This is a genomic window from Citricoccus sp. K5, assembly GCF_902506195.1.
Lineage (GTDB): Bacteria > Actinomycetota > Actinomycetes > Actinomycetales > Micrococcaceae > Citricoccus.
The window spans coordinates 882,924-896,386 of sequence record NZ_LR732817.1 but is presented as its reverse complement, the minus strand read 5'-3'; the positions used below and the strand labels follow the sequence as shown (position 1 = coordinate 896,386).

Sequence of the window (13,463 nt, the reverse complement as noted above, 5' to 3'; positions counted from 1 at the left end):
TCCCCACCCGGACCACGGACGGGCCGTCTCATCACGCCCGGACTCGTCGACCAGCATTGCCATGGACTGGCCGGCGTGGACTTCGCCACGGCGCCCGTGCACCACGTCCGTGACGCACTCCGAGAGCTGTCCCTGAGGGGCGTGACCCGCGTGGTCGCCTCCCTCCCCACCCTGCCGGCCCCGGACCTGCTGGCCGCCGTCCGGCGACTCGCCCCGCTGGTCCGGGAGGGTGCCCTGGCCGGCCTCCACCTCGAGGGGCCATTCCTGTCCCGCCACCGCTGCGGGGCCCAATCGGCCGAGGACGTCCTGGAGCCAGGCTCGGACCGGTCACGCCGGCTGCTGGAGTCCCTGGTGCAGGCAGGATCCCCCGACCATGTCGGCCCGGACGCCCAAGCGATCGTCGCCATGACCTACGCTCCCGAGCTCGAGGGCGCCGAATGGGTGGACCGCACCCTGTTCGCCGCGGGCATCCTTCCCTCCCCCGGCCACACCGACGCCACGGAGGCCGAGTTCTCCACGGCACTGCAGCGGTGGACCGGGATGCAGACGCTGGGTCTGGGCGGCACGGGCCAGCACCGCCGCCCCGCCGTGACCCACCTGTTCAACGCCATGCCCGGATTCCACCACCGCGCCCCGGGACCCGTTCCGGCCGCCCTGCGCGCTGCGGCCCGCGGAGACCTCCGAGTCGAACTGGTGGCTGACGGCCTCCATGTGGACCCCGGCGTCATCCTGGACGTCCTGCGCCTGGTCCCGGGCGCCGTCTGCGTGGTCTCAGACGCCTCCGCGGCCACCGACGCACCCGCGGGCACCTACACGCTGGGCGCGGTCACCATCGAGACCACCGGGAACAACAGCAACACCGGGACCGGGAGAACCACCGCACCCCGAGTCGCGGGTCAGCCGACCCTGGCCTCAGGAGCCGTGGCCCTGGACGGTGCGCTGCGGCACCTGCTCGGGTGGGGTGTTCCCCCGGAACTCGCGGTCCCCGCCGTGAGCACGACGCCGGCCCTCACCCTGCCCTCCGCACGCCGCGCCTCGGGATGGGTCGAGTGGGACTGGGACGCCGAGAACGGGACGATCGCACCGGGCCCGCCGGCCGTCGTCGTCCCTCCGGGTGTTCCGGGCCTTGATGGTGCGCCTTAAAACCGCAGGCACCCCGGCGATGCCGGGGTGCCTGAAGAGATGCTGATGTAAGTCCGATGGACCGCGTGAGGTGTCCTAATGGGCCCTGCGCCGGTAGCCCCGCGGCGGGAGCTCCCGCCAGGTGCCGAAACCCACGGACGGGCCGGATTCGATCCAGGCCGAAAGCCCGGCGCAGGCATCCGCCTGGATGACCAGGTCGACCGGGGCGGGCCCGCCGTCCACACGCACCACGACGGAGCCGTCCTGGCGGACCGCCCCCTCGCGCTGCAGCCGCAACAGGTGCCGGGCCGCCGACCAGCGGGGCCGCGGATCCACCGAGGCCACCGTCATGAGGTCAAGGCCGGATTCGTCGTACCGCCCGATGACGCGGGCACCCCCGGTGTCCTCACCTGCCCCGCGGATGCGGGCGGTGAAGGTCCCGGGGGTGCGCACCAGGGTGCGCCAGCGCCAGTAGACCATGAAGGCGACGACCAGGACGGCCGCCCCCAGGGCAGCCAGCACCGCTACGATCAGCGCGGACCACCCAGGCGTCACCTCAGGCTGCGCCCTGGCCGGCGGAGTCGCCCTCAAGGCTCGCCGCACCGGCCACGATCACGACGCGGTCGTTGTCCACGGAGAAGAACCCGCCCTCGGCGTGTGCCGTGAGGGTCTGCCCGTTGGTCTGCTGGACGACGACGTCTCCGTCACCCAGCACGGCCAGCAGCGGGGTGTGTCCCGGCAGGATGCCGATCTCACCCTCTGCGGTCCGGGCGCTGACCGACTTCGCCGGTCCGGACCACACGAAGCGGTCCTCGGCGACGATCTCGACTTCGAGTTCGTGCTCAGCCATGCGGATCAGTTCTCCGACTGGATCTTGGCCCAGTTGCGCTCGACGTCATCCAGCCCGCCGACGTTGTAGAACGCCTGCTCGGAGATGTGGTCAAGGTCGCCGTTGGCGATGGCCGTGAAGCCCTCGACGGTATCCTTGATCGGCACGGTCGAACCCTCGACACCGGTGAACTGCTTGGCGGTGTAGGTGTTCTGGGACAGGAACTGCTCGATGCGGCGGGCACGCGAGACGACGATCTTGTCCTCTTCGGAGAGCTCGTCCACACCGAGGATCGCGATGATGTCCTGCAGTTCCTTGTTCTTCTGCAGGATCTGCTTGACGCGGGTGGCGGCATCGTAGTGATCCTGGCCCACGTACTGCGGGTCGAGGATGCGGGAGGTCGATGCCAGCGGGTCCACGGCCGGGTACAGGCCACGGGAGGCCAGGGTGCGGGTCAGGTTCGTGGTGGCGTCCAAGTGCGCGAACACGTTGGCCGGAGCCGGGTCGGTGTAGTCGTCCGCGGGCACGTAGACGGCCTGCATCGAGGTGATGGAGTGGCCGCGGGTGGAGGTGATCCGCTCCTGCAGCACGCCCATCTCGTCGGCGAGGTTCGGCTGGTAGCCCACGGCCGAGGGCATGCGCCCCAGCAGCGTGGAGACCTCGGAACCGGCCTGGGAGAACCGGAAGATGTTGTCGATGAACAACAGCACATCCTGGTTCATCTCATCACGGAAGTACTCCGCCATCGTCAGTGCCGACAGGGCGACGCGCAGGCGCGTTCCCGGCGGCTCATCCATCTGGCCGAACACGAGGGCGGTGTCCTTGAGGACGTTGGCCTCTTCCATCTCCACCCAGAGGTCGTTGCCCTCACGGGTGCGCTCACCGACACCGGCGAACACCGAGGTGCCGCCGAAGTTGCGGGCCACACGCGTGATCATCTCCTGGATGAGCACCGTCTTGCCCACGCCGGCGCCGCCGAACAGGCCGATCTTGCCGCCCTTGATGTACGGGGTCAGCAGGTCGATGACCTTGATGCCGGTCTCGAGCATCTCCGTGGAGCCCTCGAGGGAGGCGAAGTTCGGCGCCGGGCGGTGGATGGGCCAGCGCTCGGTGACCTCGAGCTGCGAGGTCGGCACGTCGAGGGACTCGCCGAGGACGTTGAAGATGTGTCCCTTGACGACCTCGCCGACGGGCACGGAGATCGGGGAGCCCGAGTCGACCACGGACGAGCCGCGGACCAGGCCGTCCGTGGCCTGCAGGGAGATGGCGCGGACCAGGTTGTCACCCAGGTGCTGCGCGGTCTCGAAGGTGATGGTGTGGGTCTCACCGTTGACGGTGAGCTCGGCGGTCAGGGCGTTGTACAGGGCCGGCATGGCATCGGCGGGGAACTCAGCGTCGATCACCGGCCCGATCACGCGGGCGATGCGGCCAGTGGCGCCACCGGTGGCGGTACCGGTGCCCTGTTCGTTCGTGGTGGCAGTCATCTCTCTCACTTCTTTGGTGTGGCTGGACGTTGACAGTCAGTGGGCAGTCAGGTGGCTCGTCGGGTGAAGAGCCGGTGCCCGGTCAGGATGCGCTGAGCGCGTCCGCACCGGCGATCAGCTCGGTCAGTTCCTGGGTGATCTCGGCCTGGCGGGCGTTGTTCATCTTCAGGGTGTACTCGGTGACCAGGTCCTTGGCGTTGTCCCCGGCCGACTTCATCGCGCGCTGGCGGTTGGCCAGTTCGGATGCGGAGGCCTGGAGCATGGCCGAGAAGATCCGGGACTCGATGTACTTCGGCAGTAGCGCGTCCAGGACATCCTCCGGCGCCGGCTCGTACTCGTAGAGCGGGTACAGCTCCGTGGAGTCGCTGACCTCTTCCTCCACCACCTCGAGGGGCAGCAGACGCACGACGGTCGGCACCTGGGTGACCAGCGAGTGGAAGGCGGTGTAGACAACGTGGATCTCGTCCACCCCACCGGCTTCCGTGTCCTCCAGGAACGAGTCGACGAGTCGCTCTCCGATCTCACGGGCCCGCAGGAACTCCGGAGCATCGGTGTTGCCGGTCCAGACCTCCTGGTACTCGCGGTTGCGGAAGTCGAAGTACCCCTGCGCCTTGCGGCCCACGAGGTAGATGTCCGTCTCCTTGCCCTCGGCATGCAGCGACTCGAGCAACTCCTCCGCATGGCGCAGGATGTTCGCCGAGTAGGCGCCGGCCATGCCACGGTCCGAGGAGAGGACCAGCACGGCGGCGCGCTTCGGGTTCTCGACCTCGGACGTCAGCACATGTTCGATGTCCTGCTGCGATGACACGGCGGACACGGCGCGGGTGATCGCGTTGGCGTACGGCAGCGACGCGGACACGCGCTCACGTGCCTTGCCGATGCGGGACGTGGCGATCAGCTCCATCGCCTTGAAGATCTTCTGCATCGACTGGGTCGAGGCGATCTTCTGGCGGTAGACCCGGATCTGGGCTCCCATGGTGGTCCTTTCCTTACGCGTCCGCCTCCGGCGCCCGTCCGGTCATTCCTGGTGGAAGGATCGGACGGGACCGCCGTCGGCACAACGGGTCAGCGCTTCTGCTTGACGATCTTTTCCTGGGTGACCTGATCGGCCGCCAGCGGCTCGTGCTCCTCGTGGCCTGCGGCGACGAGCTTGCTGTCGCCCTCCCCGAAGAAGCCCTTCTTGAACGCCTCGACCTCGGTCTTGAGCGCTTCGAGGGTGGAGTCCTCCAGCTTGCCGGTCTCGCGGATCGGGCCGAGCACGACCTCCTTGCGACGCAGGTGGTCCAGGAAGTCACGCTCGAATCGCAGCACATCCTCCACCGGGACCTCGTCCAGGTGTCCGTTGGAACCGGTCCAGATGGACACGACCTGCTCCTCGACCGGGTACGGGGAGTACTGCGGCTGCTTCAGCAGCTCGGTCAGACGCTCACCACGGGCCAGCTGACGGCGGGTCGCCGGATCCAGGTCCGAGGCGAACATGGCGAAGGCCTGCTGGTCGCGGTACTGGGCCAGATCCAGCTTCAACGTGCCCGAGACCTTCTTCATGGCCTTGACCTGGGCCGCACCACCCACGCGGGACACCGAGATGCCCACGTCGACGGCCGGACGCTGGTTGGCGTTGAAAAGATCCGACTGCAGGAAGATCTGTCCGTCGGTGATGGAGATGACGTTGGTCGGGATATAGGCCGAGACATCGTTGGCCTTGGTCTCGACGATCGGCAGGCCGGTCATGGAACCGCCGCCCAGTTCGTCGGACAGCTTGGCACACCTCTCCAGCAGGCGGGAGTGCAGGTAGAACACGTCGCCGGGGTACGCCTCGCGGCCCGGCGGGCGGCGCAGCAGCAGGGAGACCGCACGGTACGCCTCGGCCTGCTTGGAGAGATCGTCGAAGATGATGAGGACGTGCTTGCCGCCGTACATCCAGTGCTGGCCGATGGCCGAACCGGCGTAGGGCGCCAGGTACTTGAAGCCAGCCGGGTCGGAGGCCGGGGACGCCACGATGGTGGTGTACTCCAGGGCGCCGTGCTCCTCGAGCGTCTGCCGCACGGAGGCGATCGTCGAGGCCTTCTGGCCGACGGCGACGTAGATGCAGCGCACCTGCTTCGACGGATCGCCGGACTCCCAGTTGTCCTTCTGGTTCAGGATGGTGTCGATGCCGATGGCGGTCTTGCCGGTCTGGCGGTCACCGATGATCAGCTGGCGCTGGCCGCGGCCGATCGGGATCATGGCGTCGATGGACTTCATGCCGGTCTGCAGCGGCTCGTCCACGGACTTGCGCTGCGTGACGCCCGGTGCCTGGAGCTCCATGGCGCGGCGAGCCTCGGCCTCGATCGGGCCCATGTCGTCCAGGGGTGCACCCAGCGGATCCACCACGCGGCCGAGGAAGGCGTCGCCCACCGGCACGGAGAGGACCTCACCGGTGCGCTGGACTTCCTGGCCCTCTTCGACGCCCTGGAAGTCGCCGAGCACGACGACGCCGATCTCACGGGTGTCGAGGTTCTGGGCCAGGCCCAGGGTGCCGTCCTCAAAGCGCAGCAGCTCGTTGGCCATGACGGAGGGCAGACCCTCCACACGGGCAATGCCGTCTGCCGCGGAGACGACGTGGCCGACCTCCACACGTTCGGTGCCGGCCGGTTCGTAGGATGCCGCGAACTCATTCAGGGCATTGCGAACATCGTCAGCGTTGATGGTCAAGTCGGCCATCTGCGTTCCCTGCTCTCTGGGGTTGGTGATCATCGACATGCCGATGACCGAAGGTGTCTTGTGGGTTCGTCAGACCGGCCTCAGCCGGCCATCTTCCGCTGGAGGTCGTGCAGACGGGACTGCAGGGAGGAGTCGACGACGTCGTCTCCCACCTGGACCCGGATGCCACCCACCAGCTCGGGGTCGACGGCCACGTCCAACTTCAGGTCGCGGCCAAAGAGGCGCTTCAATCCAGCGGCAAGCCGCTCCTGCTGAGCCGGGGCCAGGGGACGGGCCACGGTGACCTCGGCGATCCACAGCCTCTGACGCTCCGCCAGGGTGTCCACGAAGCCGCGGATGAGATCCACGGGCTTGTGGCCCCGAGGGGCTTCCACCGCCTGGCGGACCAGGAGCTTGGCCTCGGCAGAACCGTTGGCCAGCAGCCGCTCGGCCAGAGTGCCCTTGGACGCGGCGGGAGCCTGCGGATCCGTCAGCGCACGCTGGAGATCGTGGGATTCCTGGACCACTCGGTTGAACGACAACAGCTCGTCGGACAGCCGCCCGAGTCCATCCAGCCCGTCACGTTCGGCCGACGCCGCCACGGACGTGGTGGCCAGCTGTTCGAGGGCGTCCCCATAGTCCCGGGTCTGGGACCACTTGAGGCCGGCCAGGGTGGTGAGGACCCGCAGGGCATCCTCGGACATCTTGGACCCGAACAGCGAGCCGACGACTCCGGTGCGACGCTCCACCGACCACGAGGGGTCGGTCAGGGCGCGGCGCAACGGGGCGCTGGAGTCCACCGCCGCCAGGGCGGTGAACAGCTCGGAAGCCAGTTGGGTGCCGCCGGAGACCAGGACGGAGTCCAGTTCCTGCCGGGCGGTGGCCAGCGAATCGCTCGATGCACCTGCCATTACTCAGCCACACCTGCCGTGCCGGACGCGGTGCCGGCGGTCGAGTTCCGCTCGAGGTCCTCGAGGAACCGGTCCACCACGCGCTGCGAGCGGGCGTCGTCCTCCAGGGATTCGCCGACGATGCGGCTGGCCAGGGTGGTGGCCAGGGCGCCGACATCGGTGCGGAGCGAGGACTCGGCCTGCAGACGCTCGGCGGCGATCTGGACCTGAGCCTGCTCGACCAGACGAGCGGACTCGGCGGCCGCCTTCTCCCTGGCCTCGGCCAGGATCTGGGCGCCTTCGGTACGGGCCTCCTCGCGGACGCGGTTGGCCTCGGCGTAGCCCTCCTGCTGCTGCTGCTCGTAGTCAGCCTTGAGGGCGTTGGCCTCGGCCTGGGCCTTCTCAGCCTTCTCGAGTCCGCCCTCGATGGCGTCCACGCGGTTCTGGTAGGAGTTCTCCAGAGCCGGGGCGATGTACTTCACCACGAGGAACATCAACACGGCGAAGCCAACGGCGGTAACGAGCACCTCCCACCAGTTGGGAACGAGGGGATTGGCGCCCTCGGCTGCAGCGAGAATCGCTTCAGACCTGATCATGTTTCAACCATCCTTTGGTGAAGTTTCCTGCTCTGTGGATGACCGGCGAACCGGCCGGGAAGGGCAGGAATCAGAGGACGAACGCGAAGACCAGGCCCAGGATGGCCAGGGCCTCGGCGAGGGCGAAGCCCAGCAGGGCGATCGGCTGCAGGATGCGCTGGGCTTCCGGCTGACGGGCGACGCCGTTGATGTAGGCGGCGAAGATCAGGCCCACGCCGATGGCGGAGCCGATGGAGGCCAGGCCGTAGCCGATCAAGTTGAGGTTGCCGGTGATTTCCATGGTGTTCCTTTCAAGATGCCTGACGGCAGGTTGTGCGGAGGGTTCCCGGTGCGGATCCGGCGGTTGCCGGGACCGGGACGTGCTGCGGTGGCGGATCACTCCGCCGAACCGTGCCCACCTTCACCCAAGGATGGCGGGCCCGGAAGGTCAGTGGTCGTTGGCGGCCAGCGCCCCTTGGATGTAGATCGCGGTGAGCAGGGTGAAGACGAACGCCTGCAGGTACATGATCAGCAGTTCCAGGAAGTACATGGCCACGGAGCCGAGGACCACGAGGACACCGGTGGCCTGGAGGGCGACGTTGCCCGTCTCCATGATCAGGAACTGGGCACCCGCGCCGGCCAGCATGATGATCATGTGGCCGGAGAGCATGGTGGCCATCAGACGCAGCGAGTGGGTCAGCGGCCGGACGAGGAAGGTGGAGATGATCTCCAGCGGCACCAGCAGCGGCAGGATCCAGCCGGGGACACCGCTGGGAACCACGGCCAGCTTGAAGTACTTGAGGCCGTTGCGCTTGATGCCCAGGCCGATCCAGATGATGTAGACGATCAGCGCCAGGGCGTAGGCCGACCCGGCGTGCGAGAAGCTCGGCAGCTGCAGGAAGGGAACAGCGCCGAACAGGTTGTTCACGATCACGAAGAAGAACAGGCCGAACAGCAGCGGGACGAAGGGCTTGAACTCCTTCTCGCCGATGATGTCCCGGCCCATGCCGTTGCGCACGAAGGCGTAGCCTGACTCCGCGAGCCACTGCACCTTGCCCGGAACGAGCCCCGGCTTGCGCATCGCGAGCATGAAGAAGGCCGAGATGAGGATCACCGAGAGGATGATCATGAGCATCTGCTTGCCGAAACCAGTGCCATACTCGGCCATCCAGGGCAGGATGTCCGGCAGGTGGGTCTGGTCGATCGTGGGAGGAGCGAATCCACCCTCATCGGTGGAGCTGGCGAGCACGATCGGTAGCACGCTGATCCTCTCTGCAGTGTCGGTCAACAGGACGCGTACGGCGCGTTCCCACCGGAGCGGTCATGCGGGCGGCACAGCGCAGCCCCGACCGTCGTTATTGATCGTTGATGAGCCTATCAAACCGGGCGTGGTGCTGATGACCAAAAAGCCCAATTCGGCGCGGTTTTCGCGCCTCGCGACGATTTATTTCTACGTTGTGTCGAAGTCACACCGTCATCGGCCCGACATCCGTCCGTGACCAGACCGTGATGCGGTGTCCGTTCGCCGCCCCTGGCCATCCCTCGAGGCGCCGATGAGGTCAGTCGTCGTAGATCTGCTGGCGGGTCCGGGCGAAGACGAGGACCTCCGTCACCTGCCAGGCCACGATCGCCACGAGTGCGCCGAGTCCGGCTGCCATGGTGTCCAGCCAGGCCGGCGTGGGCACCACGGTCAGCAGCACCGCCATCAGGATGATCTTCAGGACGAAGCCGAACAGGGCGATGAACACCGCGTGCTCCCGCCAGCGGTCCCAGGACCAGGCCGTCACGAGCAGGGTCATTCCGGAGAGGACCACGACGGCGGCGCCTGCCAGTCCCAGCGACGCGGCGGCGGCTCCGCCGGCCGCTCCCCCGACCACCAGCCACGCGACGACCACGGCCAGGGCCAGTGCGGCGACGGAGCCGATGAGGCAGGCGGTGAGGATCCCCCACCAGCCTCGGGTGTTGACGCGCTTGACGGACGTTTTCATGGACGGCTTCATGGGCGGCTTCATGAGCGGAGCTCCCTCGATGATTCCCTCGAACGGCGCACCCAGGGGTGCAGGGTCAGGTATCCGGCACCCAGCAGCAGGACGCCGACGACCGGCAGGACGATCAGCCCGTCGAAGAAGTTCAGTGAGACCACCCCGTAGGCGATCAGGAAGGTCCACAGGTAGAGCAGCAGCACGGCCTGCCGGTGCGTCCACCCGCCGTCCACGAGTTTGTGGTGCAGGTGTCCGCGGTCGGCCGAGAACGGGCTGGCCCCGCGGACCGTCCGCCGCACCACGGCCAGGGCAAGGTCCAGCAGCGGCAGGGCCATGACGGCTATCGGCAGCAGGATCGGCATGTAGGCCGGGACATTGCGGAAGCGGAATCCCTCCATCGCCTCCACGTCCGCGGTCACGGCCACGGCGGCGGTGGCCAGGAGGAGGCCGATGAGCATGGCGCCCACCTCACCCATGAAGATCTTCGCCGGGTTGAAGTTGTGCGGGAGGAAGCCGAGGCAGGACCCGACGAGGACGGCCATGAGGAGGGTGGCCAGGTTCGAGTAGTCGAACTCGTTGATGGTCCGGGTCAGCAGGTAGGTGTAGATGAAGAAGGCCGAGCCACCGATGACGGCCATCCCGGCGGCCAGCCCGTCGAGGCCGTCCACGAAGTTGATGGCATTCATGGTCAGCACGAGGATGAAGATCGTCAGGCCGATCTGGATCGGTTCGTTGCCCACGGGGATCCACCCCACCGGCATGGCCTCGACCCGGATCCCATGGAAGGCCACCAGCGCGGCCGCCGTCACCTGGGCGGCGAGTTTGAGGGTCCAGTGCAGGTCCCACAGATCGTCCGCCACACCCATCGCCAGGACCACGGCGAGGGCGAACAACAGCCCGCGGATCGGATCGGGGTCGGAGAAGATGCCGTCGAGGAACGGGATCATGGCGCCGATGCCCAGCGCTACCAGCACTCCGGCGATCATGGCCACGCCGCCGAGCTTGGGCACCGGCTCGCGGTGCACGTCCCGCTGGCGCTGCGGGGTGTAGACGCCCCCGGCCAGGGCGAGCCTGCGCACCGCCGGTGTCAGGACGAAGCTGATGACGGCGGAGAGCCCCAGCAGCAGCAGGTAGACCTTCATTCCACCAGGTCCGGGACCACCGCGGCCAGCTCGCCGTAGGACAGGGCCCCGTGACGCACCACCCGGAAGGGCGAGACGGTGCAGTCGATGATGGTGGATGGTTCGGAGACGGTGCGTTCGCCGTCGTCGAGATAGACGGACACCGTGTCGCCGAGCATCTCGCGGGCGGCCCCGGCCGTCGTCGCCGCCGGGAGGGACGTGCGGTTGGCGCTGGAGACGGCCAGCGGGCCGAACTCCTGGAGCAGCTCGCGGGCCACCTGGTCATCCGGCACACGCAGGGCGACGGTCCCGCGGGTCTCCCCCAGGTCCCAGGTCAGCGAGGGCTGTGCTTGGAGGATCAGGGTGAGGGCACCGGGCCAGAATTCCTCGGCCAGGTCCCGGGCACTCTGCGGGACATCGACGGCCAGGCCGTCCATCACCCGGGTGCTCCCGATGAGCACCGGCGGCGGCATGGCCCGTCCCCGGCCCTTGGCGGCCAGGAGCACCGCCACGGCCTGCGGGGAGAAGGCGTCGGCGGCGATCCCGTAGACGGTGTCCGTCGGCAGGACCACGCATTCGCGGTTGGCCAGTGCCGTCCGGGCGGCCTCGATGGCCTCGTCCAGTCCGGATTCCGTGGTGCAGTCGATCAGCAGGCTCACCGTGCCATTGTCCCATCCGTGCGCGCTGCGATCGTATAACGCGGCCGCCCGTTGAGGTCCTCCCGGGTCTGGACATCGCTGAACCGTCCGCCCCGCCGCAGCAGGCCGCCCACCAGCTCGCCCTGGGTGTCGTCGTGTTCCATGACCAGTGTTCCGCCCGGGCGCAGCAGCCGGGCGGCCGTGGCGGCCACGACGGTGGGCAGGCGCATGCCGTCCGCTCCCCCGCCATAGAGGGCCAGCCCCGGATCTCGCCGTGCCTCGGCCTGGGCCGGGATGCGGCCGTCCGGCACGTACGGAGGGTTGGACACCACGACGTCGGCGCGCCCGTCCAGATCCGGCAGCGCGGTCGCCGCGTCCCCCACGTGCAACGCGACACCGCGCGGGTCCAGGTTGGCGGCCGCCCACCAGGCGGCCTCGGGGTCGGCCTCCACCGCGTGGACCGTGGCTCCGGGGATCTCGGTGGCCACCGCTGCAGCGATGGCTCCCGAGCCGGTGCACAGGTCGACCACGAGCGGGTGTCCGTCCTGTTCGCCCGGTCCGGGCCGCACGGCCCGCGCGGCGTCGATGGCCGCTCCGGCGACGAGTTCGGTCTCCGGGCGGGGCAGGAACACGCCGTGTCCGACCTGCAGCTCGACGGACCGGAAGGTCGTGGTGCCGGTCAGGTACTGCAGCGGCGTGCGGGTGGCGCGGGAAATGGACAGCCGGCGCAGGTCCACGGATTGGAGGGGATCCAGCCGGCGTCCGGCGATGGCCCAGGCGGCCACCTCGCCACGGCTGGCGCCGAGGACGTGGGCGGCCAGCAACTCGGCGTCCGCGCGGGGTGAGTCCACGCCGGACGCGGCCAGCAACTCGGTGGAGGACCGCAGCAGGGACTCCAGCGTCACGGTGTCCCCCTGGCGGTGAGTCTGCCGGTCAGTCACGGTGTCAGTCATGCTGCCCCAACGCCTCCAATCGGTGTGCCTCGTCCGTCTCGATGCAGGACTGCAGGACGGGACCGAGGTCACCGTCCAGGACGGCGTCGAGGTTGTAGGCCTTGTATCCGGTGCGGTGGTCCGCCACCCGGTTCTCCGGGTAGTTGTAGGTCCGGATGCGCTCGGAGCGGTCCATGGTCCGGACCTGGGAATGCCGCACGGCGGCATTCTCGGCGTCGAGCTGCTCCTGCTGGTGGGCCAGGATCCTCGAGCGCAGCACGCGCATGCCGGCCTCACGGTTCTGGATCTGCGACTTCTCGTTCTGCATCGACACCACGATCCCGGTGGGCAGGTGGGTGATGCGTACCGCGGAGTCGGTGGTGTTCACAGACTGGCCGCCCGGACCGGAGGACCGGTACACGTCGATCTTGAGGTCGTTGGTGGAGATGGCGACCTCCTCCGGTGCGTCGACCTCGGGGAACACCAACACGCCGGCCGCCGATGTGTGGATGCGGCCCTGGGACTCGGTGACGGGGACGCGCTGCACGCGGTGCACTCCGCCCTCGAACTTCAGGTGCGCGAAGACGCCCTGGGACGGGTCGGTCGAGTTCCCCTTGATGGCCACCTGGACGTCCTTGTAGCCACCGAGGTCAGATTCCGTGGTGGAGAGGATCTCGGTCTTCCACCCCTTCGTCTCGGCGAAGCGCACGTACATACGCAACAGGTCCGCGGCGAAGAGGGCGGCCTCCTCGCCGCCCTCGCCGCCCTTGATCTCGAGGATGGCGTCCCGCGCATCGGCCGGGTCCCGGGGAATGAGCAACCGGCGCAGTTTCTCCGTGGCCTGTTCCGCCGTGGCCTCGAGCTCCGGCACCTCGGCGGCGAACTCCTCGTCGTCCTCGGCGAGTTCGCGGGCATCGGCCAGGTCGGCCTCGGCCTGGGTCCACGCCCGGTGCGCCGCGACGATGGCACCGAGTTCGGCGAAGCGGCGGCCCAGCTTCCGGGACAGGGCCTGGTCCTGGTGCACGGCGGGGTCCGCGAGTCTCTCGGTGAGCTCGTGGTGCTCGTCCAGCAGGTCCTGCACGGATTCGAACATCGGTGTCTTCCTTCAGTCAGGGGCGCATTCAGGGGCGCGGTCAGGTCCGGTTCCCGGTGGCGGGGCGAACGACTCGGCCCCCGCCCCTCCGCCGTCCAGTGCCCGGTGGATACCG

15 protein-coding genes are annotated in these 13,463 nt (G+C 68.5%); 1 reads left to right on the top strand and 14 read right to left on the bottom strand.

The features are described from left to right. Window positions 1-75: 75 nt before the first annotated feature. Window positions 76-1,143, top strand: coding sequence for an N-acetylglucosamine-6-phosphate deacetylase (locus tag BOSE125_RS03885; RefSeq protein WP_159550135.1), 1,068 nt, complete (start codon window positions 76-78; stop codon window positions 1,141-1,143). A gap of 75 nt (window positions 1,144-1,218) precedes the next feature. Here BOSE125_RS03885 and BOSE125_RS03880 read toward each other — a convergent pair whose 3' ends face one another. From BOSE125_RS03880 to prfA, 14 genes are all read right to left on the bottom strand, one after another. Then, window positions 1,219-1,677: a DUF2550 family protein gene (locus tag BOSE125_RS03880; protein ID WP_159550133.1), complete on the bottom strand. Its 459-nt coding sequence runs from the start codon at window positions 1,675-1,677 to the stop codon at window positions 1,219-1,221. 1 nt (window position 1,678) lies between these two features. After that, entirely contained in the window at window positions 1,679-1,972 is a 294-nt protein-coding gene (locus BOSE125_RS03875; RefSeq protein WP_159550131.1) for a F0F1 ATP synthase subunit epsilon, read from the bottom strand. 5 nt (window positions 1,973-1,977) lie between these two features. Next, complete coding sequence (atpD, locus tag BOSE125_RS03870; protein ID WP_159550129.1) at window positions 1,978-3,435, bottom strand: F0F1 ATP synthase subunit beta; 1,458 nt, start codon at window positions 3,433-3,435, stop codon at window positions 1,978-1,980. A gap of 82 nt (window positions 3,436-3,517) precedes the next feature. After that, window positions 3,518-4,411: a F0F1 ATP synthase subunit gamma gene (locus tag BOSE125_RS03865; RefSeq protein WP_115930932.1), complete on the bottom strand. Its 894-nt coding sequence runs from the start codon at window positions 4,409-4,411 to the stop codon at window positions 3,518-3,520. An 89-nt stretch (window positions 4,412-4,500) separates the two neighbouring features. Next, on the bottom strand, window positions 4,501-6,138 hold the full coding sequence (gene atpA, locus BOSE125_RS03860) for a F0F1 ATP synthase subunit alpha (protein WP_159550127.1): 1,638 nt from the start codon (window positions 6,136-6,138) through the stop codon (window positions 4,501-4,503). An 80-nt stretch (window positions 6,139-6,218) separates the two neighbouring features. After that, window positions 6,219-7,028, bottom strand: a complete 810-nt coding sequence (locus BOSE125_RS03855) for a F0F1 ATP synthase subunit delta (protein ID WP_159550125.1) — start codon at window positions 7,026-7,028, stop codon at window positions 6,219-6,221. Beyond that, window positions 7,028-7,603 (bottom strand): F0F1 ATP synthase subunit B, encoded by a 576-nt coding sequence (locus BOSE125_RS03850; RefSeq protein WP_159550123.1) that lies wholly within the window; start codon window positions 7,601-7,603, stop codon window positions 7,028-7,030. The genes BOSE125_RS03855 and BOSE125_RS03850 overlap by 1 nt, the downstream gene beginning before the upstream one ends. A gap of 70 nt (window positions 7,604-7,673) precedes the next feature. Further along, window positions 7,674-7,883: an ATP synthase F0 subunit C gene (locus BOSE125_RS03845; protein ID WP_091694676.1), complete on the bottom strand. Its 210-nt coding sequence runs from the start codon at window positions 7,881-7,883 to the stop codon at window positions 7,674-7,676. Between the two features lie 147 nt (window positions 7,884-8,030). Then, window positions 8,031-8,843: a F0F1 ATP synthase subunit A gene (gene atpB / locus BOSE125_RS03840; RefSeq protein WP_159554660.1), complete on the bottom strand. Its 813-nt coding sequence runs from the start codon at window positions 8,841-8,843 to the stop codon at window positions 8,031-8,033. 298 nt (window positions 8,844-9,141) lie between these two features. Continuing rightward, window positions 9,142-9,570: a hypothetical protein gene (locus BOSE125_RS03835; protein ID WP_236557797.1), complete on the bottom strand. Its 429-nt coding sequence runs from the start codon at window positions 9,568-9,570 to the stop codon at window positions 9,142-9,144. A 20-nt stretch (window positions 9,571-9,590) separates the two neighbouring features. Beyond that, window positions 9,591-10,706, bottom strand: coding sequence for an MraY family glycosyltransferase (locus tag BOSE125_RS03830; RefSeq protein ID WP_159550121.1), 1,116 nt, complete (start codon window positions 10,704-10,706; stop codon window positions 9,591-9,593). Next, entirely contained in the window at window positions 10,703-11,344 is a 642-nt protein-coding gene (locus BOSE125_RS03825) for an L-threonylcarbamoyladenylate synthase (protein WP_159550118.1), read from the bottom strand. Before BOSE125_RS03825 ends, BOSE125_RS03830 begins: the two co-directional genes overlap by 4 nt. Next, window positions 11,341-12,276: a peptide chain release factor N(5)-glutamine methyltransferase gene (gene prmC, locus BOSE125_RS03820; protein WP_159550115.1), complete on the bottom strand. Its 936-nt coding sequence runs from the start codon at window positions 12,274-12,276 to the stop codon at window positions 11,341-11,343. The genes BOSE125_RS03825 and prmC overlap by 4 nt, the downstream gene beginning before the upstream one ends. Further along, window positions 12,269-13,348: a peptide chain release factor 1 gene (prfA, locus tag BOSE125_RS03815; RefSeq protein WP_159550112.1), complete on the bottom strand. Its 1,080-nt coding sequence runs from the start codon at window positions 13,346-13,348 to the stop codon at window positions 12,269-12,271. Before prfA ends, prmC begins: the two co-directional genes overlap by 8 nt. Between the last annotated feature and the right edge of the window lie 115 nt (window positions 13,349-13,463).